Source organism: Roseibium sp., assembly GCF_048261595.1.
GTDB lineage: Bacteria > Pseudomonadota > Alphaproteobacteria > Rhizobiales > Stappiaceae > Roseibium.
In genome coordinates, this window is sequence record NZ_JBLXFW010000005.1 from 297,250 (window position 1) to 319,921 (window position 22,672).

Sequence of the window (22,672 nt, forward strand, 5' to 3'; positions counted from 1 at the left end):
GCGGCCTCAAGCGCATGCCTTCAATAGGGTTGTCCAAGTGTATCACGCACGCGTCGTGACGTATGACCCGGGCGCGTCGCCGAGGATCTTCATGCGGTAGGCACCGGGTTTGCGTGCCTTGACCAGGTCTCCATCCTGCTCGCGAATCCAGGCATCCCAATGTGGCCACCATGAACCCGGGTTTTCCGTGGCCTTCTCCAGCCAGTCGGTCAGTTCGCCGCGCGGCTTGCCGCCGGTCCAGTACTGGTACTTGTTGCGGCTCGGGTGATTGACGACGCCTGCAATGTGCCCGGATCCGGACAAGACGTATTCAACCGGCCCGCCAAAGCATCCCGATCCAAGGAAGACCGATTGGGGGGGCGCGATGTGATCTTCACGGGTGGCAAGATTGTAGACCGGGATCTTCACCTTGGAGAGGTCCAGGCGGACATTGTCGATGACCATCTTCCCCTTGGCGAGATTGTTTTCCAGATAGCAATTGCGCAGGTAGAACGAATGGTTCGCCGCGGGCATGCGCGTACTGTCGGAGTTCCAGTAGAGAAGGTCGAAGGGGAAGGGGTCCTTGCCCTTCAGGTAGTTGTTGATCACGTAGGACCAGATCAGGTCGTTGGACCGGAGCATGTTGAAGGCGGAGGCCATCTTGGAGCCGTCGAGATAGCCCGTCTCGGCCATCTTCTTCTCCAGAAGCGAGATCTGTTCTTCGTCGACAAAAACCTTCAGGTCGCCCGCGTGAGTGAAATCGACCTGCGTGGTGAAGAAGGTTGCCGAGGCGATGCGCTTGTCGCCCTTGGCGGCCATGTACGCCAGCGTGACCGCGAGCAGCGTTCCGCCCACGCAATAGCCGATCGCGTTGACCTCTTCCTGACGGGTAGCGCGCTTGATGACATCCAGCGTGTTGAGGATGCCTTCCTTCATGTAGTGCTCGAAGCTTTTCTGGGCCTGGCGCTTGTCCGGATTGACCCAGGAGATCACGAAGACCGTGTGTCCCTGGTCAACAGCCCACTTGATGAAGGATTTTTCCGGCGTCAGGTCGAGAATGTAGAACTTGTTGATCCAGGGCGGAACGATCAGGAGAGGGCGCTTGAGCACTTCTGTCGTTGTCGGCTCGTATTGCAGGACCTGGCAGACGTCATTTTCCGCAATGACCTTGCCTGGGGTCAGTCCAAGGTTCTTGCCGAGGGCGAACTTGCTCAGGTCCGTCTGGCGGATCTTCACGTCGCCATGCCCGGCCTTGATGTCCTCGACCAGGTGCTGCATTCCCTTCACCAGGTTCGCGCCATTGCTTTCCACCGTCAGGCGCAACAGTTCCGGATTGGTCAGCAGGAAATTGGACGGCGACAGGGCATTGGAAATCTGGGTGACGTAGAATTCCGCCTTGTGGCGGGTGTGCTCGTCGAGGCCGTTGGCCTCATGAACCAGTTCCTCCGCCCACCGGCTGGTGATCAGGTACAGCTGCTTGATGAAATCGAAGAACTGGTTGTCGTTCCAGTCCGGGTCGGCAAAGCGGTTGTCGCGCGGAGCGGCCTGGGCCGCAGGCGAGACAGTTTCCCCCATCATGCGCTTCAGCGACGAGTTCCACAGGTCCATGTAACCAGTCATCAGACGGCTCTGTGCTTCCACGGCCCGTTGAGGGTCTGAAACCCAGTATTCGCCGACCTGCGCGAGCGTCTTGATGACGTTGGTCAGCTCATCGGTTCCGTCCTGCTTGATCTCACCCTTTTCACGCGGTTCCAGATAGGCTGCCAGCGCCTTGCCTGCATTTTCCAGTGTCTTGGCCAGATTTTGGGCAAATGCTTCCGGATTGTTGATGATGTATTGCAATACGGGGTGCTGGCGGTCGTCGGCCATCTGTAGAGGTTTCCTCCGGAATTGGTCTTGTTGTCCGGTCGCTGATGAAAGTTTGACGCGTTTCACGTAGCAATTACAAGGCCGTTTTTGACGATGCCTGTCATTGCGGCCGGTCAAAGGCCGGTCATTAGTTGATGCTGGTGCCTATTGTCATATTGCAGTGGGATTATGACAGGCTTGCCGCAGGGGGATTGACGGCCACAATCTTTTTTATTTTCAGGGGACTGCAGATTGCTTTCCTCGGCGGGCGATGGAGCGTATTAAGGTCCCCTGCGTCAGATAGACCTGCATATTGGAATAAACTTTTCGAATGCCGCCACGTACGGACACATCTTTTAGAAGTTTTTCGGAATGATACGTTTCAGCTTCCCTCCCTTTCGCTCATTGGGCTTCCTTGGGCTTGTCTGGCTCGGTGGATGTGCTCTGGGGCCGGAAAGCTCACTTATCGATGCATTCGAGGCGCCACAGGCGGCCGATGCCGCCGTTTCGAGCGACGGCGCTGCCCCACCGGGAGGCGGTTTAGGTGCAGCGGACGAGGCAGGTGCGCTGTCTTCTGAAAACATCGCCTCTTCTCGCGATCCGGGAATCATGGACGAGCAGCAACGGCTGAAGACGCTTGCCTACATGCAGGAACTGGCCAAATCCCGCCAGTCCGGTATCGTTCTGCGCCAGCAGACGAGCGTGTCGGCGCTCGAGGAATTGCGCCTTGGACACGGTCAGGCGGCTCTGGACGAGATCGAAAATACGAGCAGCTCCGAAAATTAGGTGTCTTTACACCCAAAGACTGGTGCGCAATCCAAAAGGTGCTGTTAAAAGGGCGCATCTGTCGGGCTGCCAAGACCCCGTCAGCATCTGCATTTGTCTAGTCGAAAGTCGTGAGGACCTGCGCTATGGAGGAATTTCACAAGACACGGCGCCTGCCGCCATATGTCTTCGAACAAGTGAATCGTCTGAAGGCAAAGGCGCGAGCGGCGGGTGCGGACATCATCGATCTTGGCATGGGCAACCCGGACCTGCCGACACCGAAGCATATCGTCGAAAAGCTGACCGAAGTCGTTCAGGATCCGCGTAGCCATCGCTATTCCGCCTCCAAGGGCATTCAGGGCCTGCGCAAGGCCCAGGCTTCCTACTATGGCCGCCGCTTCGGCGTGAAGCTGAACCCGGATACCCAGGTTGTTGCCACCCTGGGCTCCAAGGAAGGCTTCGCCAACATGGCGCAGGCAATCACGGCGCCCGGCGACGTTGTCCTTAGCCCGAACCCGTCCTATCCGATCCACACGTTCGGCTTCCTGATGGCGGGTGCTGCGATCCGTTCAATCCCTGCTGAGCCGGGTCCGGATTTCTTTCATGCGCTTGAGCGTGCGGTGATCCATTCCGTGCCCAAGCCGCTTGCCATCATCCTGTGCTATCCGGCGAACCCGACCGCATATTGCGCCGACATCGAGTTCTACAAGGATGTCGTGGCCTTTGCCCGCAAGCACGAGATCTTCATCCTGTCGGATCTTGCGTACTCCGAAATCTATTTCGGTGATACGCCTCCGCCTTCAGTTCTCGAGGTTCCGGGGGCTATTGACGTGACCGCCGAGTTCACGTCCCTGTCCAAGACCTTCTCCATGCCGGGGTGGCGTATGGGTTTTGCGGTGGGCAACGAGCGCCTTATCGCAGCCCTGGCACGGGTCAAGTCCTACCTCGACTACGGCGCGTTTACACCGATTCAGGTGGCGGCGACGGCGGCCCTCAACGGACCGGACGACTGCATCGCCGAAACTCGCGCCATCTACAAGAAGCGCCGGGACGTGGTGATCGACGCCTTCGGCCGCGCCGGCTGGCAGATCCCGGCTCCCGACGCCAGCATGTTCATCTGGGCGCCGATTCCCGAAAAATTCCGGCCGCTTGGCAGTCTTGAGTTCTCCAAGCTGCTGCTGGAGAAGGCCGAAGTTGCCGTCGCACCTGGTATCGGTTTCGGGGAATATGGCGATGACTTTGTGCGCATCGGTCTCGTGGAGAACGAGCAACGCCTTCGTCAGGCCGGTCGCAACGTTCGCCGTTTCCTTGAAACAGCTGACGAAACCTTGCACAACGTGGTCCCGCTCGGGGCCTCTCGCTAAGAACTGACAACTGGAATCCACTACATATGGCAAATGCTTTGAGACTTGGGGTTGCCGGCCTTGGGACCGTTGGGGCCTCCGTGGTCAACCTCATCGCCAAGCATGGAAACTCAATTGCCCGCAAGAGCGGCCGTGGCGTGACCGTTACGGCCGTGAGCGCGCGCGACAAGTCGCGGGACCGTGGCTGCGACCTTACTGGGATGACATGGTTCACCGATCCGGTTGAGATGGCCAAAAGCGACGCCATTGATGTGTTCATCGAGTTGATCGGTGGCGACAACGGCGCGGCGGAGACGAGTGTTCGTGCCGCGCTCTCCTCCGGCAAACATGTGGTTACCGCGAACAAGGCACTTCTTGCCAAGCATGGCGTCGAGCTTGCCAGACTGGCCGAGGACAACGGTGTCTGTCTCAACTACGAAGCTGCGGTTGCCGGCGGCATCCCGATCGTGAAGACGCTTCGGGAAAGCATGTCGGGCAACGAGATTTCCCGCGTCTACGGAATTCTCAACGGCACCTGCAACTACATCCTGACCCGGATGGAGGACGAAGGGATTTCCTTCGAGGACTGCCTCGCCGATGCGCAGCGACTGGGATACGCAGAGGCCGATCCGACCTTCGATATCGAAGGCAATGACACCGCGCACAAGCTGGCCATCCTGACCAGCCTTGCTTTCGGTACCAAGATCGCGGCTGACGATATCTATCTGGAAGGGATCACCTCGATCACGACCGCCGACATCGAGGCGGCTGACGAGTTGGGGTATCGCATCAAGCTTCTGGGCGTCGCGCAGCGGACCGAGACCGGTATCGAGCAGCGTGTCCATCCGACCATGGTGCCCAAGTCTTCTGCAATCGCGCGGATCGATGGCGTACTCAACGCGGTTGCTGTCGATGGTGACTTTGTCGGCGAGATCGTCCTCGTCGGACCGGGCGCGGGCGGTAACGCGACCGCATCGTCCGTGGTCGCCGATGTCGCGGATATCGCCCGCGGCGATGAGACCCCGGTGCTCGCCATGCCCGCTGCCGATCTGGCTGACTACAAGCGCGCGCGCATGCGTCTGCATGAAGGCGGCTACTACATTCGCCTGTCGGTCATTGACCGTCCGGGCGCCTTTGCGGAGATTGCAAGGTGCATGGCGGACGCGGATATTTCGCTGGAGTCGATCGTTCAGCGGCGCCGCGCGAAAGCTGGCGCCGAAACCGGCAAGCCTGAGGCATCGCAGCCTCAGCCTGTCATACTCATCACGTATGAGACAACCGAAGTGGCCGTTCGCGAGGCTCTGGAAGCAATCGCATCCAAGGGCGTCATATCCGGAAAGCCGCAGATGATCCGGATTGAAAAACTGGCCTGACAAGGGGGCCTTTGTCCCGCGGGTGGAAGCTCGCACACGCAACGTGTAAAAGGCCGGGAGAAATTGGAGAACTTTATGTCAAAGAATGACGCTTCCGCTGCGAGCGGTCTCGACCGTATTCTGACGCTGGAACTGGCGCGTGTTGCAGAGCGCGCCGCCGTTTCCGCCGCCCGCCTGCGTGGTCATGGCGATGAAATGGCCGCTGATCAGGCCGCCGTGGACGCCATGCGCCGGGAGCTGAACCGTCTGCCGATCGATGGCACCGTCGTGATCGGCGAAGGCGAGCGCGACGAAGCGCCGATGCTCTACATCGGCGAAAACGTCGGCACCAAGCAGGGTCCGAAGGTCGACATCGCGCTCGATCCGCTGGAAGGCACCACGATCTGCGCCAAGAACCTGCCGAACTCCCTTGCGGTCATCGCCATGGCTCCGGAAGGCGATCTGTTGAATGCCCCCGACAGCTACATGGACAAGATTGCAATTGGTCCGGGTTACCCGGCTGGGCTGATCGATCTCGATGCGCCGATCGCCGAGAATATTGCAGCCGTCGCCAAGGAAAAGGGCGTCAAGGTCCACGAGATCACAGCTTGCGTTCTCGACCGTCCGCGCCATGCCCGGCTGATCGAAGACATCCGCGCAACCGGCGCCGCGATCCGCCTCATCGGCGATGGCGACGTTGCCGGCGTCATCCACACGACCGACTGGGAAGAAACCGGAATCGACATCTATGCCGGCATCGGCGGCGCGCCGGAAGGCGTGCTTGCAGCAGCTGCTCTTCGCTGCATTGGTGGCCAGATGCAGTCCCGTCTCGTAATCACTCGCGACGAGCAGGTCGAGCGCGCCCATCGCATGGGTATCGATGACATCAAGAAGAAGTACACCCTTGAGGAAATGGCTGGCCCGGACGTCCTGTTCGCCGCAACCGGCGTGACCGACGGCAACCTTCTGCAGGGCGTGCGCTTCGGGCGGAACCATATCACCACCCATACGGTGGTCATGCGGTCCTCGACCGGTACCGTTCGGTACATCAAGGCCCAGCACCACCAGCTGGAAAAGTTCCACCTCGACTGAGGATGAATGAGCCAATGTTGGGGACCTGTGACCCGACACTGCGGAGAAGATCATGAACGGCCCGAACGATGACAATGGTTCGGGCCGTCTCGTTCTGGGCGTCGCCCGCTCCGCGAATGACAATGCCTGGCGCGAACGCCTGAGCTCGTCCGAAGCGCTGAACGCCATGACGATCGCACAGCGCAGTGGCCTGCCCGACGTGCTTGCGCGGGTCATGGCAGCACGTGGGGTCGCACCCGACCATGCCGAAGAGTTCCTTGCGCCTTCGCTCAAGAACCTGATGCCGGACCCCTCGCGCCTCGTCGCCATGGACCAGGCTGTGGCCCGGGTCGCGGATGCCGTTCAGCGCGGTACGCGGATCGCGATCTTTGGTGATTATGACGTAGACGGGGCGACGTCTTCTGCTGTCCTGGCCCGGTACCTGCGCTGGATGGGACTGGATCCGGTCATCCACATCCCGGACCGGATCATCGAAGGATATGGCCCGAACGGGCCTGCCATCGAAGCTCTGAAACAGGGCGGGGCGGGGCTGCTTGTGACGGTCGATTGCGGCAGCACTTCCTTCGAGGCTTTTGACGTAGCGGCCAGGCTCGGTCTCGATGTCGTTGTTCTCGATCACCACCAGGTCGGCGAGACGCTTCCACCGGTCGAGGCGCTGGTCAATCCGAACCGGCAGGACGACCTGTCAGGGCAGGGGCATCTGGCAGCTGTCGGCGTCACGTTCCTTTTCCTGGTTGGCTTGAACCGCGAGTTGCGGAGCCGGGGCTTCTTCAATGGCCGTCAGGCGCCCGACCTGATGCTGTTGCTTGATCTGGTTGCCCTTGGAACTGTTTGCGATGTGGTGCCGCTCAAGGGCCTTAACCGTGCCTATGTGACGCGGGGGCTTGCCGTCATGCATCAGCGACTGAATCCGGGCCTTTCGGGTCTGGCCGACGTCGCCCGGGTCGCGGGGAAACCTGCGCCATATCATCTCGGTTTCCTTTTGGGGCCGCGCATCAATGCGGGTGGACGGATCGGGGATGCGGCGCTCGGGGCACGGCTCCTGACCTGTGATGATGCCAGCGAGGCCAGGGCGATTGCCGAGCGGCTCGATCAGCTCAATTCCGAGCGTCAGGCCATGGAGGCGGTGATGCTCGAACAGGCCGATGCTCAGGCGGCTCTGTCAATGGAAGCCCAGGAGCCGTCGGTCCTGATCACGGGCTCGGAAGACTGGCATCCTGGCATTGTCGGCCTGATCGCCTCGCGCCTGAAGGAGGCCCACAAGCGGCCGGCGTTTGCGATTGCTTATGACGGCGATGGCAAGGGAACCGGCTCTGGACGGTCCATCTCGGGCGTCGACCTTGGCCGGGCCGTCCGCAAGGCCGTCGATCTTGGATTGCTGGAAAAGGGCGGGGGCCATGCCATGGCGGCCGGGCTTACCGTCATGCGTGATAAGGCAGACGACCTCGCCGCTTACTTCAACGAGGAGCTGGCGACAGAAGTCGACCAGGCGTCGGCTCATCGGGATCTCAAGATCGACGCCGCGCTGACGGCGACGGGCGCGACGCTTGAGCTGATGGAGATGCTGGAGCGGGCCGGGCCCTATGGAGCCGGTCATTCCGAGCCGGTTTTCGCCTTTCCGGCCCATAGGATCTCTTTCGCCGATGTCGTCGGGAATGGACATGTGCGCGCGAGCATCGCCGCGCCGGACGGTACGGCGCTCAAGGCCATATGCTTCAAGGCTGAAGATCGGCCTCATGGCCAGATGCTCCTGAGCAGGCGGGGCAGCAACGTCCATGTCGCAGGAACATTGTCGATCGATACTTGGCAGGGAACGCCGAAAGTGCAGCTGCGTATTCTCGATGTTGCCGACCCGCAGAAGGTGCGTCTGTAGCGGAGCATTTTCGCCTCTTAACACGCGTTAACCATATCGAAAGCCCTTGGCGTCAATCTGGTCTCAGGTGAAGGAATCGCCGGGGGGCACCATGAACGCTCAGGACGAGCTCAAGCAGCTATTCTCCGAAATCGACGTCAGGACTGATCGCGCACTCGCCGGGATACGCCAGGTTCGCGGCGGGGCGAAGGTCAGGCGGTTGCGTCCGTCTCTGCTCCTGTCGGCCTGTCAGATCGGCTTCATCTCGTCTCTCCTTTTCATGGTCGCTGAACTGCTGCGCCGCGGCGCCTGATCTGCATGTGATCGCAAGGGGCTTCCAGGGCCTTTTCGGACGAAGGACTTGCGTCTAATCTTGGGTCTCTTCCCTTACGTGCAGGCCTTGAGCCTGCTTTTTCTTGTCGAGACCGGTCCAGATGTCTGAATATCCAATAGCGCTCTGCGCGCTCAATCTCGGCTTTGCACCCCGTAGCGTTGCAGACCTTGCATCTCATGTCGAAGAGCGTCTTGCCCGTGCGAGGGACGAAGGCGCTCGCCTGCTGATGCTGCCGGAATATGCCATTGAGGCCTGCCTCGCGTTCAAGCCTGATGGCCTGAAGCCGACGGAAGAAATTGCATTCATGGCGAAGGCGGGCGCGCAGCTCGTGGAGGCAACGCGGGGATTGGCCGAAAAATACGGTGTCTCGCTTTTGCTGGGATCGATGCCGACGCAGACGGATCGTGGATTTGCGAATACGGCGATCCTTCAGTGTGCGGATGGGCGGGAGATCCGTCAGGACAAGCTGTCGCTGACACCAGGCGAAATGGACGCTGAAAGCTGGACCCTCAAGGGCGGCGATCAGCTCGGGATCTTCGAGCTCGATGGTCTGCGCATGGCCATCCTCATATGCCTTGATGTGGAAATGCCTTCGCTGTCATGCCTTCTGGCCAAAGAAAAGATCGACCTGCTGCTCGTTCCGTCGATGACGGAAATGCTCTCCGGTTATCACCGCGTTTTCGACTGCGCCAAGGCACGGGCCGTCGAACTGATGACCTGTGTTGCCGTGTGCGGCACAGTCGGCGCAACGACGGGTACCACGCAGATGGAAACAAATGTTTCCGGAGCAGCACTCTTCGTTCCTTGTGAGGAAGAGCTCGGGTTTACCGGGGTCGCCGCCTCGATTGCAGCGACGGATGGCGCCATGGGCGAGGAACCGTTCCTTGTCGTGCCGGTGCCGGTTGATGTTGCTCGCAAGCTCCGCGCCGGTGGCGCCGAGGTCTGGCCAGGGGCATGGTCTGCCGATCATGTCACTGTTGTCCGGTAAGGCGTTCACGGATTCATGAATGCGCACTTTGTGCGCATTTGACTGGACATTTGACGCTCGCAGCATATATCGAGAAACTAGAACCTTCACAGAATCACTGGCTAAATGTCTTCACTCGACTTCTCTTCGGCGGTTTCACGACCGTCCTTTCGCGATCTGATAAACATGTTCCGTCCGCCTGCAAGATTGCAGATCGCGGCACTGTGTTATCGCGTTGAGGAGGGCGAGCTGCAGGTTCTGCTGGTGACGTCCAGGTCGTCGCGGCGCTGGATCCTGCCGAAAGGCTGGCCGATGATGAAGCGCAAGGCCCACAAGACTGCGGTCATCGAGGCCTACGAGGAGGCTGGTGTCGTCGGCAAGGCTTCGAAGAAGCCATATGACCGTTTCATGTCCCACAAGGGCGTACGGGCCGGTTTCAAGGTACGTACGGAGGTGCTCGTCTATCTGATTCAGGCCGAAAAACAGACGGACGATTATCCGGAAGCCGGCCAGCGCGAGATCCGCTGGCTGGCGGTGGATAAAGCCATCGAGCAGGCAGATGAAGCGGGTCTGGCGCGCGTATTACGCCGTTTTAAAGATGAGATGGCTAAATAAATTGCCTCATCGGTAGCCTTGGCAATTGACCTTTTCCTGAGATCCTTTATCGCCGGACAGTGAAATTCTGTCGTTTCGGCTTGAAACGGCGTTTCGTCATCTAGGATCCGGAAAACCGAACACATGAGCAGCTACAAGAAGCCGACCCTCGACAAGGATCTGGACAAGCTCAGCTATATGGAGGAAGCCGCTGGCAGCCTCGGCCGGGGGCTTGTTGCTCCCGGGCTTGCCCTTCTGTTCATCGCTCTTTGCGCCGTTCTGGCGGGAGCCTATATGCTCGACGCCCCCGGCGGGGTCGTCATCGTGGCCGCAGCGGCAATCGGCGCCTACATGGCACTGAACATCGGTGCCAACGATGTTGCCAACAACGTGGGCCCAGCCGTGGGATCGCGGGCGATGACCCTCGTCAGCGCACTGATCATTGCGGCCGTCTTTGAAAGTGCGGGCGCACTGATTGCCGGTGGCGACGTCGTCGGCACGATTTCCAAGGGCATCATCGATCCGTCCTACGTGTCTGATCCGACCGTCTTCACCGCCGCAATGATGGCAGCGCTCGTTGCCTCGGCGCTCTGGATCAACCTGGCCACCTGGGTCGGCGCTCCGGTCTCGACGACGCACTCGATCGTCGGGGGTGTCATGGGAGCGGGGATTGCCGCAGCCGGATTGTCGGCGGTCAATTGGGTCACCATGGGCAGCATTGCGGCCAGCTGGGTCATCTCGCCGGTGCTGGGCGGTGTCATTGCCGCCTTCTTCCTTGCCATCATCAAGACCTTCATCATCTACCAGGATGACAAGATTGCGGCAGCACGCCGCTGGGTTCCGATCCTGATCGCCATCATGGCAGGCGCCTTTGCCGCCTACCTTGCAATGAAGGGGCTGAAGAAGCTGATCAAGATCGACCTGACGACGGCGCTCATGATTGGTGCCGGCACGGCTGTCGTTGCCTGGGCGATCACCAAGCCCCTGATCAAGAAACAGTCGGAAGGTCTGGAAAACCGCAACCAGTCACTGCGCAAGCTGTTCGGACTGCCGCTGGTCTGTTCTGCCGCGCTCCTGTCCTTCGCTCATGGTGCGAACGATGTTGCAAATGCCGTCGGCCCGCTGGCCGCGATCGTTCACACGGCTGCAATAGGTGAAGTCGCGTCGAAGGTGACGATCCCGCTCTGGGTCATGGCAGTCGGCGCACTGGGCATCTCTTTTGGTCTTCTGTTGTTCGGGCCGAAGCTCATTCACATGGTCGGCCAGCAGATCACGAAGCTCAACCCGATGCGCGCCTATTGTGTCGCCCTGTCGGCAGCGATCACGGTCATCATTGCCTCCTGGCTCGGCTTGCCGGTCAGCTCGACGCACATCGCCGTCGGCGCAGTCTTCGGCGTCGGCTTCTTCCGGGAGTGGTATACCGAACGCTCGAACCGTCGCATGGACTTCGTGAACAAGCGTCATGAAGACATGACGAAGAAGGTTCGCCCCGTGCGCAACCGCGAGGAGCAGGCGCGGCGTAAGCTGGTCCGCCGTGCTCACTTCATGACCATCGTGGCGGCATGGATCGTGACGGTTCCCGCTGCGGCGGTCCTGTCCGGCGTTCTTTTCTTCGCACTCATCCACGTGATCGGCTGATCCGGGGCGAAGACCTGGAAATTCAAAAGGCGGGTCGTTGCGGACCCGCCTTTTTCATGACCTCGAGAGGTATTCTCGTTGTCAGTTCGAGACGCTCGACTTGGCGTTGGGGAAGAACAGCTGTTCGCCGTTGACCTTGAAGCCCGCGATAGCCTTCTGGCCTTCGTCACCGGTCAGCCAGTCGATGAAAGCCTGTCCGGCCTCGGCCTTGACCGAGGCATGCTTTTCCGGATTCACGAGAATGACGCCGTACTGGTTGAAGAGGCGGTCGTCGCCCTGTGTCAGGACCTCAAGGTCGCCCTTGTTCTGGAAAGCGAGCCAGGTGGCTCGGTCAGAGATCGTGTAGGCGCCCATGCCGGCAGCAGCATTCAATGTCGCTCCCATGCCGGAGCCGGTTTCCCGGTACCAGGCGCCTGATGCCTTGCCCGGATCAACCTCGGCCATCAGCCAGAGGGATTTTTCCTTCTTGTGGGTGCCGCTGTCGTCGCCGCGAGAAGCGAAAAGGGCTTCGCTCGAAGCGATTTTCGCCAATGCTGCCGGGGCATCGGTCATGCCCTTGATGCCAGCGGGATCGTTCTTCGGGCCGACAACGACGAAGTCGTTATACATGACGTCGAAGCGTTCGACGCCGAACCCGTCTGCAACGAACTTCTCTTCCGAGGGCTTGGCATGCACGAGAAGCACGTCGCCGTCGCCGTTTGCAGCATTCTTCAGGGCTTGCCCCGTGCCGACCGCCACTACGCGAACCTCGATTCCGGTCTTCTCCTGAAACTTCGGAAGAATGTCGTCCAGAAGACCCGAGTTCTGGGTTGATGTGGTGGACTGAACAATGATGAAGTCCTCGGCGGTGGCCGGTGCGATCATTGCTCCGGCTGTAAGGCCGAGCGAGACGGCGCCTGCCATCAATGTCCGGATGAAGCTCATTTTTTTCTCCCTAGGATGTGACTGCCCTGATTTCAGATCAGGATGTCTCCGGCCAGATAAGCCCTTGCGGCGTTCGAGCTCGGATGATCGAAAAAGGTTTCTGCGGGTGTGTGTTCTGCAACCTTGCCGGCATGAAGGAACACGACTTCTTCGGCAAGCCGGCGAGCCTGGTGCGGATCGTGGGTGATCATGATCACCTTCACGCCGCGGTCGCGAGCGTGCATGATGGATCGCTCGATGGCGAGCGTAGACGCGGGGTCGAGGTTTGCGGTGGGCTCGTCCAGCATGAGCACCTTCGGCTGCAGGATCAGCGCCCGGGCCAGCGCTAGACGCTGCTGCTCGCCTCCGGAAAGCACACGTGCCGGCCGATGCGCAAAGTCCGTCAAGCCGGCCGCCTCCAACGCCTCATCGAGTGCGGCCTTGCGGTTCGAAATCTTTCGAAGTCCCAGTGCAAAGGCAAGGTTCGCACGGACCGATCGGCGCAACAGCACGGGCTTCTGGAAAACCAGGGCCTGTTGTTTTCGGACCTGTTTTCCCGGTGTGTCGCCGGACCAAAGCACCTCCCCGAATGTCGGTGCCAACAGTCCGTGAAGAAGGCGCAGGAAAACGCTCTTGCCGGCGCCATTCGGCCCCATGAGAACGGTAAGTGCGTCTGTTTGAAGCGATAGGTCGACCCCATTCAGGATGGGGGTCCCGCCGCTCTTGAATGCCAGGTGGCGGACTGTCAAAGGCATTGGTGAGGCTGTCGGTTTTGCGGTGGCGGCCTTGGCCGACTGGAAATTGATGAGTTCAGGCATGGGCGGCGCTCCGGTCCAGCCCCTTGGCGAAGGAAACGGCCCCATTCACAAAAAGGGCGATCAGGAGCAGGACCATTCCGAGCGCCAGTGCCAGCGCGAGCTCTCCACGCGAGGTTTCCAGGGCAATAGCCGTGGTCATGACCCGGGTGACGTGGTTGATATTGCCTCCGACGATCATAACAGCCCCGACTTCCGCGATCGCACGGCCGAAGCCAGCCAGAAGAACCGTGATGAGGGAATAGCGGGCATCCCAGATGAGCGTCACGATTGCCTGATGCCAGGGAACGACCAGCGAGCGGAAGGTTTCAGCATATTCCTTGTTGAGGTCGGCGATGGTCTGGCGTGTGAGGGCAACGATGATTGGCGTGATCAGGATCGCCTGGGCGATGATCATCGCGGTCGGTGTGTAGAGCAATTGCAGGACGCCGAGGGGGCCCGCATTCGACAACAGCATATACACGGTCAGGCCGACAACCACCGGCGGCAAGCCCATCAGTGCGTTTGACAGGACGACCATCGCGTTTCTGCCCGGGAACGAGACCACCGCCAGAAGAGCCCCGACGGGCAGGCCAATGGCAGCAGAAATCGCAAGCGCAGTAGCTGTCACGCGCACAGACAAGGATACGATCTCCGCGAGGGCTGGATCCCCACTGACGAGCAGTTGACCTGCCAGTGCGAAGGAAGATGCGAAATCCTGCATTAAGTGCCGAACTTTCCTTAAATTGTCTATTTCATACTAGGATAGCGCGAAAAGGACGCGAAATCCAAGTGTGATTTTCCCTTCCGACAGGAGTGGCTCAAAGGCAAAGCAGGCATCCATCGGCGGCCATTCGTGGCGGTCTGCAGTTTCGAATTTTCAAAGAGAAACTATGCGAGCGATCTATACGCTCGCGCTGGGGGCGAGCGCGACGAGCATGATGTGCGCTCGTATCCGCTGTCCTCAGGAGGCTGCGGCCGATAGGGAGAGTTCGGCCCACACCGGCAGATGGTCGGATGCAACTCTGGCCGTCGCCGACTGATGGACACCGGTTGCGCGGACGGTGAACTCCGGGCTTGTCACTATCCGGTCGAGGCTTGCCAGGGGAAGGGGCGAGGGGAAGCTTCGTCCGGGCGTCGTCACTTCAAAATGGGGATTGAACATCTTGAGGCTCTGCGCCGTGTCGCGCCATTCGTTCAGGTCGCCAACCAGAACGGTGGGAAGGTCGTAGGGGTGGCCATGAAGCTGGGCCATGACAGAAGCGATCTGGCGCTTCCTGAAGGTCGCGACGACGCTCAGATGCATCGCGGCGAGCCTGATCAGCCGGCCATCGATCTTGAGTTCTGCCGTGACGGCCCCGCGCGGTTCCAGGGCCGGCAGCTCCAACCGCTTGAAATCATGGATGGCAATGTGGCGGCGTACAAGAATCGCGTTGCCGTGCCAGCCGATGCTAGCTTCGCGGATCGCGAGCGGAACCACCTTGTAGTCGGTGTATTCGGCAATGAGGCGGGGGTCGAGGGTGGTTTCCCTGGGGCCGAAACGCTTGTCTGCCTCCTGCAGGGCCAGAACGTCGCAGTTCATCTCGTTTATGACAGAGATGGTGCGTTCGGGCCGCCGGCGGGCATCGATCCCAATCGATTTCTGAATGTTGTAGGAACCTATCTTCACCATTGGCAGATCATCTCAGCCTTCAAAGTGCCCGACAACATGTCCTGAAAATCGCGACATTCCGGGACAGCATGTCTTGATATTCCCATTGATTTCGTCCCAGTGGCGGTCAGGTGCATGGCTTCAGGCGACGAGTTCCCAATTCAGCCTGGAAAGCCCGTTTTTCAAGGCATCGAGGCATCGCCCGTCGATGGCACTGCCGACATCGTCCTCCAGAATCTTGAACGCGGCGTGAACCGGCAATGCGGTCCGGTACGGTCGGTCGGCGGTGAGCGCGTCGAAGATGTCGGCGACCGTTACAATGCGTGTTTCCATGGATATCTGATCACCTTTCAGGCCGTCGGGGTAACCTTTGCCGTCGAGGCGCTCATGATGTCCTCGCGCGACCGGAAGCAGGCCCTCGAACGCTTTGACCTTCGAGAGGATCTGCGACGAGTAAACGGTGTGCAGCCGAATCTGTTCCCATTCGGCCGGATCGAGACGTCCTGGCTTGTCGAGGATCTGGTTGCTGACGCCGAGTTTGCCGATATCGTGCAGAAGGGCAGCTCGTTTCAGGATTTGCCGGTCCGCATCGCTATATCCCAGTTCCGAGGCAATGACATCGGTATAGAGCGTGACCCGCTCGCTGTGCCCTGCAGTGAAAGGGCTCTTGGAGTCGATAACGAGGGCGAAGCCGGCCGCGATATCATCCAATTGATCGTCATTGACTGGACGAATATCGCGTCCTGGAGGCAGGTCGTGAACCCGCGCCTCGATGTCCGGTGAGGAAAGGGCAGACCAGAAATCCGGCTTTCCCGCTGCCGCTTCAAAGGCAGCTACGACCCGTGGCGAAAACCATGAGCCGGAGCGGTCCCGGATTTCGCGCAGTGCTGCCTCGGCTCCGGAGTTCAGGTGAAAAACATCGGTTACCTGGGCGAGCAATGCTATCTGGGATTGGACCGGGATGTTCCCGCCGGTCAGGCCTTGCGGTTTGCCACCGCCATCCCAATGCTCGTCGAGGCTTCTGATGCCGTCGCAGATGTTTGCCCCAAAGCCCATGCGCGCCGCTATGTCGGCGCCGCGCTGACAGCGCGTGTCGATCAGTTCCGATGCGATTTCCGAACCGTTTTGCAGGATGTTGATGATCGCGCGGAAGCGTTCCGCCAGACCGGCCTTCAACCCTGTATGGGTCATGACGAACCGGAGGGCCTGGGACAGGCTGCCGTTGATCAGCTTGAAGTCGTGCTTGAACGTGATGTCATCGGTCAGATACAGCTCGCAAATTCGAGCCGCATTGCTGGAGCAGCCGAGATCCTTCAACAGAGTGGTGAAGTAGATGTCGCTGATCAGCGATGCGTCCAGTCCGAGCTCCGTGCCGACACGGACACCGATCCAGCAGCTGCGAACGCAGTGCCCTCTCGGCTGTCCCTCGGTCATGTCGAGTGCGTGACTCAGCGCTCCGATGAGTTCTGCAAGGTGAAGGTTTGACAGATTTTCGCCAGCGCGCATTGCCTATCCGATCTCGAGTTGGATCGGAATGTGCAGCAGAAGTCTGAATAATACGTATTTTTCCTGATGTTGTTTATGGTCCGCAGCCTCAGTCTGCCTGCAGTTCCTGCGCGGCTTCCTTCAAGAGACCTTCGACATAGTCCATGAACGAGCCCCAGGCCTCCACGACAAAACTGTCGGGACCGATCCGCCACAACATGACCGGGGTTTTATGGAAGACGGTTCGTGTCACCGTTCCGTGAGGAAACGCATCATTGTGCAGGTCGATCGGGATGCCGGAGTTCAATAGCCATCCAGCCCTGTTGCCCGTAATCAAAAGAGCCTCCTGCCGGTGTGTGATGTCCACAAGCGAGCAGGGCAGGCCTGCAAGATCTTTCTCCAGCTGCGCATACAGGCTCTCGGCTTGGTCTTCAGGTGCCAGCAGAAGCCACTCGTCCGGGCCCAGCCATAGTGCGACACGGTTTTCCTTTGCTGTGTGGGATAGAGGGTCCTGGGGAAGGGATATCCCGAAACTCTTGCCTGCGACGGCCTGCGCTTGCGTGCGGCCGCGGAAGGAAAACCGCGCCACTGGCGCAGCTCTGAGCAGCGATAAAGGCCCAAGAGACAACAGAGGTTCTTGCGCGGCATCGGGAACGTAGAGCGTTGTCACGAGATCATCAGCCATTGAGCCGCTCTCCTTTCGGGTCGAGGAAAACGGGCGCAGTGACTTCAACCGCAATCGCTCCCCCTGGCATGGGGACGTGCAGGGTCTGGCCTGTAAGGCTGCGTCCGTCCTTGACGAGGGCAAGCGCGATGGAGCGGCCGAGCGCCGAGGAGTGATAGGCCGAGGTCACATGGCCGTCGGCGGGCGTTCCCGCAGCAGGGTCCGCGGACCGGGTAACCTGCGCTCCTTCCTCAAGAACCGTTTCCGGATCGGCCGTGAGAAGGCCGACAAGCTGTTTACGGCCCGTGGCGACAAGATCCGGTCGCATCAGGCCACGCTTTCCGACGAAGTCCGGCTTGTTCTTGCCGATGGCCCAGGTCATGTCCAGATCGTCGGGGGTGACGGTGCCGTCCGTCTCCTGGCCGACGATGACATAACCCTTTTCGGCGCGCAGGACATGCATGGTCTCGGTACCGTAGGCGCAGCCTCCGAGTTTCTCGACTTCATGGGCCAGCGTCTGCCATGCCATCTCGCCATGGCGGCGGGGGACGTTGATCTCGAAGCCAACTTCGCCTGTGAATGAAATACGGAACAGGCGGCAAGGAACGCCGCAGATCGTTCCGGTAGCGACGCTCATGTGCGGAAAGGCATCTGGCGACAAGTCGATGCCTTGCACGAAGGGGGCAATGACTTCGCGGGCAAGGGGGCCTTGAACGGCCGCAACCGCATACTGCTCCGTGGTTGATGTGATCCAGACATCGAGATCGGGCCACTCGGTCTGCAGGTAGTCTTCCATGGTGGCGAAGACATGGGCCGCTCCGCCGGTTGTTGTCGTGACATGGAAGCGGTCGTCGGCAAGCCGTCCCACTACGCCGTCATCGATGATGAAACCCGCTTCGTTCAGCATCAATCCATAACGGCAACGCCCGACGCCGAGCTTCTTCCACGGATTGGTATACATGCGTTCGAGGAACTCGGCAGCGTCAGCGCCGACCACTTCGATCTTGCCGAGGGTAGAAGCGTCGAACAGGCCGACCTTTTCACGCACGAGCCTGCATTCGCGGGCCACTGCTGAATGCATGTCCTCGCCGGTACGTGGGAAATACCATGCCCGTTTCCACTGGCCGACATCCTCGAAGACGGCATCCTGGTCGAGCGCCCATTGATGCGACGGGGTCTTGCGGACCGGATCGAAGAAATCACCACGTGATTGACCTGCAAAGGTGCCGAAAGTCGTTGGCGTGAACGGTTGACGGAACGTGGTCAGGCCAACGGCGGGGATAGGCTTTCCGAGGCTTTCCGCCGCGATCGCAAGTGCATTCATGTTCGACAGACGGCCCTGATCGGTGGCCATGCCGGTCGTGGTGTAACGCTTGATGTGCTCGATGGAATGCATGCCCTCGCGCACGGCGAGGATTACGTCCTTCGCCGTGACGTCGTTCTGATAGTCGACGAAGGCCTTGAGCCGAGAGGCGTCACGGTCGTGAGGCAGGGCGCCGAGCGTTCCACCGCATCCGGCATCTCCGCCGCTCGCGATTGAATATGTGATCTTTGCAGATTGTCCCGTTGCGGCTTTGGCTGCCTCTTCGCCGGCAGCATATCCGTCGGCCAGTACCGCGGACAAGCCATAGAGGCCCTTGCAGCTGCCTGCCGAACGCTCGTTCTGGACATGTGCGCCGGGCAGGAAGGCTCCGGCCTTCTCGTCCCAGACAACCTTTCCACGCGACTGGGAATAGAGACTGACGGTCGGTGTCCAACCTCCGGACATGAGAACGGCGTCGCAGCTGACTTCCCCGGCGCCAGTGACCGGGCCGGCCGGAGAAATGCGCCCGAGCAGCGCCTTTGACACCCGCGTGCGGCCACCCGTACCGGTCACGCAGCAGCCGAGCTCAACCCGAATGCCGCGGGCCTCGGCCACTGCCTTCAGGGCCTCGGACACATCCTTCCGCATATCGGCGATTGCGGTGATACGTGTACCGGAATCGGCCAGATCGAATGCTGCCTGCCACGCGGTGTCGCAGGCGGAGGTCACGAGAACCTCGTTGCCGACCTTGACGCCATAGCGGTTGAGATAGGTCCGGCCTGCCGATGCGGTCATGATCCCGGGACGATCGTTCTCCGGGAAAACCATCGGCCGTTCGATGGCGCCTGCTGCAATCACGACCTCTTTGGCCCGTACCTGCCAGAGGCGTTCGCGCGGCAGCTTCGGGTCGGGGTCGCTGAGGTGATCGGTGATGCGTTCGGCAAGGGCAACGAAGTTCTGGGCAAAATAGCCGAAAGCCGTGGTTCTGGTCAGAAGCGTGACGTTGTCCATGGCCTGAAGGCTGCGGACCGTATCCTCCACCCAGTCTGCAGGTGCCTTGCCGTCAATTGCGGCCGAGGTTTCGCTCAGGAGCGAGCCGCCGAATTCGGCCTGTTCATCGCATAGGATCACCCGTGCACCCGTCTCGGCGGCTGCCATGGCCGCTGCAAGACCCGCGGGACCCGAGCCGACGACGAGCACGTCGCAATGGGCATAGAGTTGGGCGTAGCGGTCATGATCGGCTTGAACCGGCGGCTTGCCGAGCCCGGCTGCAGCGCGGATCACCGGCTCGTAAACCCGGTCCCAGAAGGCACGGGGCCACATGAACGTCTTGTAGTAGAAACCGGCGGGGAATAGCGGCGACAGGAAGTCGTTGACCGCGCCGATGTCGAAGCCGAGCGAGGGGAAACGGTTCTGGCTGATTGCCTGAAGCCCGTCATAGACCTCGACTTGGGTGGCTCTCAGATTCGGCGTCTGGTCACCCTTGCGATAGACGCCGACGAGGGCGTTCGGCTCCTCGGAGCCGGCCGTCAGGATGCCGCGCGGACGATGGTACTTGAAGGAGCGGCCGACAAGATGAACGCCATTTGCAAGCAACGCCGAGGCAAGCGTGTCGCCCTCATAGGCGTTAAAGGTCTGCCCGTCGAAGCTGAACTCAAGCGGACGGTCCCTGTAGATGCGCCCGCTGCTGTCGGTGCGGAACGGCTGCTTCATGACCGGATCTCCCGGGCAAGGGCTTCCATGTCCGGCTTCGGTTCGCCCGCCTTGTAGACACAGACGAACTTGTCGCTGAGGGTGTCGCGGACGGCATTGAAGAACCGGCCGCAGCCGTGAATGTGGCGCCAGCGCTCGGCGTAAAGGCCCTTCGGGTTTTCGCGCAGATACAGGAACTCCATCCATTGCTCGTCTGTCTGGGAGGAGGGATCTGCTGGACGCGCGATATGAGCTTCCCCGCGGCAGACAAACTCCAGCTCGGGCCGTTCTGTTTCGCAGTAGGGGCAGTGGATTAGCAACATTGTCGGCCTCAGATCCTGGTCTTTACAGCAGCAGTCTCGGGAACGCCCGTATTCGGTGTCCCTGCAGGCTCGATCAGCAGCAGATGCGTTTCGACCTCGGCTTTCGGGCAGTGCTCTACCCCCTTGGGAACCACGTAGAGCTCGCCAGGGCCAAGAGTGACATCGCCGTCCCGCATCTGGATGGTCAACTTGCCCGACACGACAAAGAAAAAGTCGTCCGTATCGGGATGTGAATGCCAGGTGAACTCGCCCTGCACCTTTACGACCATCAGGTCGTGACCATTAAAGCCGCCGATGATTTTCGGCGCCCACGTGTCTGAGACCTTGGACAGGCGTTCCGCCAGATTTATCGCTTGCTGTGTCATGGATCACCTAGTGTGCTACGGCAGCCGCAGCCGCTTCGTCGATCAGGCGGCCGGTTCGGAACCGGTCGAGAGAGAAGGGCGCGTTGATGGGATGGGGTTCGTCTTTCGCGATCGTATGGGCAAAGACATGCCCCGAACCGGGGGTTGCCTTGAAGCCGCCAGTGCCCCAGCCGCAATTGACATAAAGCCCCGGGATCGGCGTCTTGCCTATGATCGGCGAGCGATCCGGCGTGTTGTCGACGATACCACCCCAGTTTCGAAGCATGCGCATACGCCGGAACATCGGGAACAGCTCGCAGATGGCATCGATGGTGTGGGTGGTGATCTGGATGCCGCCGGTCTGGCTGTAGGAGACGTACTGGTCGGTGCCTGCGCCGATCACCAGTTCGCCCTTGTCCGACTGCGAGATATAGGCGTGGATCGTGTTGGACATGACGACACAAGGAAATGCCGGTTTTACCGGCTCCGAAACAAGAGCCTGAAGCGGGTTCGATTCGAGCGGCATGCGCAGGCCGATCATCTCCATCAGGACCGATGTGTGACCGGCCGCAACGACACCGACCTTCTTCGCCTTGATAAAACCCTTCGCCGTTTCAACGCCTTCGACAGAGCCGTCAGGCTTGCGACGGATACCGGTGACGGCGCAATTCTGGATTATGTCGACACCGAGCCTGTCGGCACCGCGTGCATAGCCCCACGCGACCGCATCATGTCGGGCCGTGCCGCCGACCCGCTGAAGGGCTGCGCCGACCACCGGGTAGCGGATGTTCTTCTCGATGTTCAGCGGCGGGCAGTATTCCTTTGCCTCTTCCGCGCTCAGCCACTCGTTCTGTACTCCGGCCACCCGGTTGGCATGGATGTGCCGCTTGAAGACCTGCACATCGTGCACTGTATGAGCCAGCATCATGACGCCGCGAGCCGAATACATGACGTTGTAGTTCAGTTCCTGGGACAGGTCCTGCCACAGATTGACGGCGTGATTGTAGAGCGCGGCGCTTTCTTCCCAGAGGTAGTTGGAACGCACGATTGTCGTGTTGCGGCCCGTGTTGCCACCGCCGAGCCAGCCCTTCTCTACGACCGCGACATTCTTCAGGCCATGTTCCCTGGCGAGGTAATAAGCGGTTGCCAGTCCATGGCCGCCGGCGCCGACGATGACGATATCGTATTCGGATTTGGGTTCGGGGGCCCGCCATTGGCGGCCCCAGTTCTGGTGAGCGTTGAAGGCGTTCTTTGCCAGCTCCAGAAACGAAAAACGCGTCACGGCCAATGGCTCCATCGGGTCGGGACCTGGTCAGGTCAAATCAGTCTCGTCAAAGGCGTAGCGTGGACCGCCGGAGCGGACAAGTGCCCGACACCTTAGCATCAGCATCATCCGCGGGAACAGGTTGATGGCCTTGGTGGTTTCAGTCGTGCGGTTGTTCGAAAACGACATGTTTTGGCGGTTCTCGATCAGTCTTCCGGATTTCATCGAAAGATTCGATGGGGATCATGGAGATGATCCGGTTCCCTCACTTGATCCGCTCGGATATCAGCGCCATCATCGTTATTTTTCATCAGGCGTTGGGATAGTCCCGGGGAGGTTGAGCCATGAGAACACGCGCAGCTGTAGCTATTGGTGCGGGCAAGCCTTTGGAAGTGATGGAGGTGAATCTCGAGGGTCCGAAGGCTTTCGAGGTTCTTGTCGAGATCAAGGCGACGGGGATTTGCCACACGGATGAGTTCACGCTG

Annotated in this window: 21 protein-coding genes and 1 pseudogene; 10 read left to right on the forward strand and 12 right to left on the reverse strand. The window is 60.2% G+C overall.

All coding sequences use genetic code 11. The annotated features are described in order from the left end of the window. Positions 1–42: 42 nt before the first annotated feature. Entirely contained in the window at positions 43–1,848 is a 1,806-nt protein-coding gene (locus ACN0SY_RS17135; protein ID WP_417689286.1) for a PHA/PHB synthase family protein, read from the reverse strand. A gap of 351 nt (positions 1,849–2,199) precedes the next feature. Between ACN0SY_RS17135 and ACN0SY_RS17140 the strand changes: the two genes are divergently transcribed. The 9 genes from ACN0SY_RS17140 (at position 2,200) to ACN0SY_RS17180 (ending at position 11,764) form a co-directional block, all read left to right on the forward strand. Next, a complete protein-coding gene (locus tag ACN0SY_RS17140; protein ID WP_417689288.1) occupies positions 2,200–2,613 on the forward strand; it encodes a hypothetical protein in 414 nt (137 codons plus the stop codon). 125 nt (positions 2,614–2,738) lie between these two features. Beyond that, positions 2,739–3,956: an LL-diaminopimelate aminotransferase gene (locus ACN0SY_RS17145; protein ID WP_417689290.1), complete on the forward strand. Its 1,218-nt coding sequence runs from the start codon at positions 2,739–2,741 to the stop codon at positions 3,954–3,956. Between the two features lie 26 nt (positions 3,957–3,982). Further along, complete coding sequence (locus ACN0SY_RS17150; RefSeq protein ID WP_417689292.1) at positions 3,983–5,308, forward strand: homoserine dehydrogenase; 1,326 nt, start codon at positions 3,983–3,985, stop codon at positions 5,306–5,308. A 75-nt stretch (positions 5,309–5,383) separates the two neighbouring features. Continuing rightward, on the forward strand, positions 5,384–6,379 hold the full coding sequence (gene glpX, locus ACN0SY_RS17155) for a class II fructose-bisphosphatase (protein ID WP_417689294.1): 996 nt from the start codon (positions 5,384–5,386) through the stop codon (positions 6,377–6,379). Positions 6,380–6,431: 52 nt separating this feature from the next. Further along, on the forward strand, positions 6,432–8,252 hold the full coding sequence (gene recJ, locus ACN0SY_RS17160; protein WP_417689296.1) for a single-stranded-DNA-specific exonuclease RecJ: 1,821 nt from the start codon (positions 6,432–6,434) through the stop codon (positions 8,250–8,252). 91 nt (positions 8,253–8,343) lie between these two features. Further along, the gene (locus tag ACN0SY_RS17165) at positions 8,344–8,544 is read left to right on the forward strand and encodes a hypothetical protein (RefSeq protein ID WP_417689297.1); all 201 of its coding nucleotides are present in this window, start codon (positions 8,344–8,346) and stop codon (positions 8,542–8,544) included. A gap of 121 nt (positions 8,545–8,665) precedes the next feature. After that, a complete protein-coding gene (locus ACN0SY_RS17170) occupies positions 8,666–9,553 on the forward strand; it encodes a nitrilase-related carbon-nitrogen hydrolase (protein WP_417689299.1) in 888 nt (295 codons plus the stop codon). A 165-nt stretch (positions 9,554–9,718) separates the two neighbouring features. Then, complete coding sequence (locus ACN0SY_RS17175; RefSeq protein WP_417689301.1) at positions 9,719–10,147, forward strand: NUDIX hydrolase; 429 nt, start codon at positions 9,719–9,721, stop codon at positions 10,145–10,147. Positions 10,148–10,270: 123 nt separating this feature from the next. Continuing rightward, positions 10,271–11,764, forward strand: a complete 1,494-nt coding sequence (locus tag ACN0SY_RS17180) for an inorganic phosphate transporter (protein WP_417689303.1) — start codon at positions 10,271–10,273, stop codon at positions 11,762–11,764. 81 nt (positions 11,765–11,845) lie between these two features. Here ACN0SY_RS17180 and ACN0SY_RS17185 read toward each other — a convergent pair whose 3' ends face one another. From ACN0SY_RS17185 to ACN0SY_RS17235, 11 genes are all read right to left on the reverse strand, one after another. After that, positions 11,846–12,688 (reverse strand): substrate-binding domain-containing protein, encoded by an 843-nt coding sequence (locus ACN0SY_RS17185; protein WP_417689305.1) that lies wholly within the window; start codon positions 12,686–12,688, stop codon positions 11,846–11,848. A 32-nt stretch (positions 12,689–12,720) separates the two neighbouring features. Then, complete coding sequence (locus ACN0SY_RS17190) at positions 12,721–13,485, reverse strand: ATP-binding cassette domain-containing protein (RefSeq protein ID WP_417689307.1); 765 nt, start codon at positions 13,483–13,485, stop codon at positions 12,721–12,723. Continuing rightward, positions 13,478–14,185, reverse strand: a complete 708-nt coding sequence (locus tag ACN0SY_RS17195; RefSeq protein WP_417689309.1) for an ABC transporter permease — start codon at positions 14,183–14,185, stop codon at positions 13,478–13,480. The genes ACN0SY_RS17190 and ACN0SY_RS17195 overlap by 8 nt, the downstream gene beginning before the upstream one ends. A 240-nt stretch (positions 14,186–14,425) precedes the next feature. Next, on the reverse strand, positions 14,426–15,133 hold the full coding sequence (locus tag ACN0SY_RS17200; protein ID WP_417689311.1) for an endonuclease/exonuclease/phosphatase family protein: 708 nt from the start codon (positions 15,131–15,133) through the stop codon (positions 14,426–14,428). A gap of 120 nt (positions 15,134–15,253) precedes the next feature. Next, the gene (locus ACN0SY_RS17205) at positions 15,254–16,618 is read right to left on the reverse strand and encodes an HD-GYP domain-containing protein (RefSeq protein WP_417689313.1); all 1,365 of its coding nucleotides are present in this window, start codon (positions 16,616–16,618) and stop codon (positions 15,254–15,256) included. Positions 16,619–16,706: 88 nt separating this feature from the next. Continuing rightward, positions 16,707–17,282 (reverse strand): sarcosine oxidase subunit gamma, encoded by a 576-nt coding sequence (locus ACN0SY_RS17210; RefSeq protein WP_417689315.1) that lies wholly within the window; start codon positions 17,280–17,282, stop codon positions 16,707–16,709. Then, the gene (locus tag ACN0SY_RS17215) at positions 17,275–20,277 is read right to left on the reverse strand and encodes a sarcosine oxidase subunit alpha family protein (protein ID WP_417689317.1); all 3,003 of its coding nucleotides are present in this window, start codon (positions 20,275–20,277) and stop codon (positions 17,275–17,277) included. The genes ACN0SY_RS17210 and ACN0SY_RS17215 overlap by 8 nt, the downstream gene beginning before the upstream one ends. Next, positions 20,274–20,579 (reverse strand): sarcosine oxidase subunit delta, encoded by a 306-nt coding sequence (locus tag ACN0SY_RS17220; protein ID WP_417689319.1) that lies wholly within the window; start codon positions 20,577–20,579, stop codon positions 20,274–20,276. Before ACN0SY_RS17220 ends, ACN0SY_RS17215 begins: the two co-directional genes overlap by 4 nt. 8 nt (positions 20,580–20,587) lie before the next feature. Continuing rightward, positions 20,588–20,944, reverse strand: a complete 357-nt coding sequence (locus ACN0SY_RS17225) for a cupin domain-containing protein (RefSeq protein ID WP_417689321.1) — start codon at positions 20,942–20,944, stop codon at positions 20,588–20,590. A 7-nt stretch (positions 20,945–20,951) separates the two neighbouring features. Next, positions 20,952–22,205, reverse strand: a complete 1,254-nt coding sequence (locus ACN0SY_RS17230; protein WP_417689323.1) for a sarcosine oxidase subunit beta family protein — start codon at positions 22,203–22,205, stop codon at positions 20,952–20,954. A gap of 30 nt (positions 22,206–22,235) precedes the next feature. Next, the gene (locus tag ACN0SY_RS17235) at positions 22,236–22,412 is read right to left on the reverse strand and encodes a hypothetical protein (protein WP_417689325.1); all 177 of its coding nucleotides are present in this window, start codon (positions 22,410–22,412) and stop codon (positions 22,236–22,238) included. A gap of 119 nt (positions 22,413–22,531) precedes the next feature. Here ACN0SY_RS17235 and ACN0SY_RS17240 point away from each other — a divergent pair. Next, positions 22,532–22,672, forward strand: a pseudogene (locus ACN0SY_RS17240) (S-(hydroxymethyl)glutathione dehydrogenase); the annotation flags it as partial.

What these genes read in the sequence shown, in the direction of transcription:
- ACN0SY_RS17135 (WP_417689286.1), bottom strand. Translation starts at nt 1,848, where the DNA reads ATGGCCGACGACCGCCAGCACCCCGTATTGCAATACATCATCAACAAT.
- ACN0SY_RS17140 (WP_417689288.1), top strand. Translation starts at nt 2,200, where the DNA reads ATGATACGTTTCAGCTTCCCTCCCTTTCGCTCATTGGGCTTCCTTGGG.
- ACN0SY_RS17145 (WP_417689290.1), top strand. Translation starts at nt 2,739, where the DNA reads ATGGAGGAATTTCACAAGACACGGCGCCTGCCGCCATATGTCTTCGAA.
- ACN0SY_RS17150 (WP_417689292.1), top strand. Translation starts at nt 3,983, where the DNA reads ATGGCAAATGCTTTGAGACTTGGGGTTGCCGGCCTTGGGACCGTTGGG.
- glpX (WP_417689294.1), top strand. Translation starts at nt 5,384, where the DNA reads ATGTCAAAGAATGACGCTTCCGCTGCGAGCGGTCTCGACCGTATTCTG.
- recJ (WP_417689296.1), top strand. Translation starts at nt 6,432, where the DNA reads ATGAACGGCCCGAACGATGACAATGGTTCGGGCCGTCTCGTTCTGGGC.
- ACN0SY_RS17165 (WP_417689297.1), top strand. Translation starts at nt 8,344, where the DNA reads ATGAACGCTCAGGACGAGCTCAAGCAGCTATTCTCCGAAATCGACGTC.
- ACN0SY_RS17170 (WP_417689299.1), top strand. Translation starts at nt 8,666, where the DNA reads ATGTCTGAATATCCAATAGCGCTCTGCGCGCTCAATCTCGGCTTTGCA.
- ACN0SY_RS17175 (WP_417689301.1), top strand. Translation starts at nt 9,719, where the DNA reads ATGTTCCGTCCGCCTGCAAGATTGCAGATCGCGGCACTGTGTTATCGC.
- ACN0SY_RS17180 (WP_417689303.1), top strand. Translation starts at nt 10,271, where the DNA reads ATGAGCAGCTACAAGAAGCCGACCCTCGACAAGGATCTGGACAAGCTC.
- ACN0SY_RS17185 (WP_417689305.1), bottom strand. Translation starts at nt 12,688, where the DNA reads ATGAGCTTCATCCGGACATTGATGGCAGGCGCCGTCTCGCTCGGCCTT.
- ACN0SY_RS17190 (WP_417689307.1), bottom strand. Translation starts at nt 13,485, where the DNA reads ATGCCTGAACTCATCAATTTCCAGTCGGCCAAGGCCGCCACCGCAAAA.
- ACN0SY_RS17195 (WP_417689309.1), bottom strand. Translation starts at nt 14,185, where the DNA reads ATGCAGGATTTCGCATCTTCCTTCGCACTGGCAGGTCAACTGCTCGTC.
- ACN0SY_RS17200 (WP_417689311.1), bottom strand. Translation starts at nt 15,133, where the DNA reads ATGGTGAAGATAGGTTCCTACAACATTCAGAAATCGATTGGGATCGAT.
- ACN0SY_RS17205 (WP_417689313.1), bottom strand. Translation starts at nt 16,618, where the DNA reads ATGCGCGCTGGCGAAAATCTGTCAAACCTTCACCTTGCAGAACTCATC.
- ACN0SY_RS17210 (WP_417689315.1), bottom strand. Translation starts at nt 17,282, where the DNA reads ATGGCTGATGATCTCGTGACAACGCTCTACGTTCCCGATGCCGCGCAA.
- ACN0SY_RS17215 (WP_417689317.1), bottom strand. Translation starts at nt 20,277, where the DNA reads ATGAAGCAGCCGTTCCGCACCGACAGCAGCGGGCGCATCTACAGGGAC.
- ACN0SY_RS17220 (WP_417689319.1), bottom strand. Translation starts at nt 20,579, where the DNA reads ATGTTGCTAATCCACTGCCCCTACTGCGAAACAGAACGGCCCGAGCTG.
- ACN0SY_RS17225 (WP_417689321.1), bottom strand. Translation starts at nt 20,944, where the DNA reads ATGACACAGCAAGCGATAAATCTGGCGGAACGCCTGTCCAAGGTCTCA.
- ACN0SY_RS17235 (WP_417689325.1), bottom strand. Translation starts at nt 22,412, where the DNA reads ATGAAATCCGGAAGACTGATCGAGAACCGCCAAAACATGTCGTTTTCG.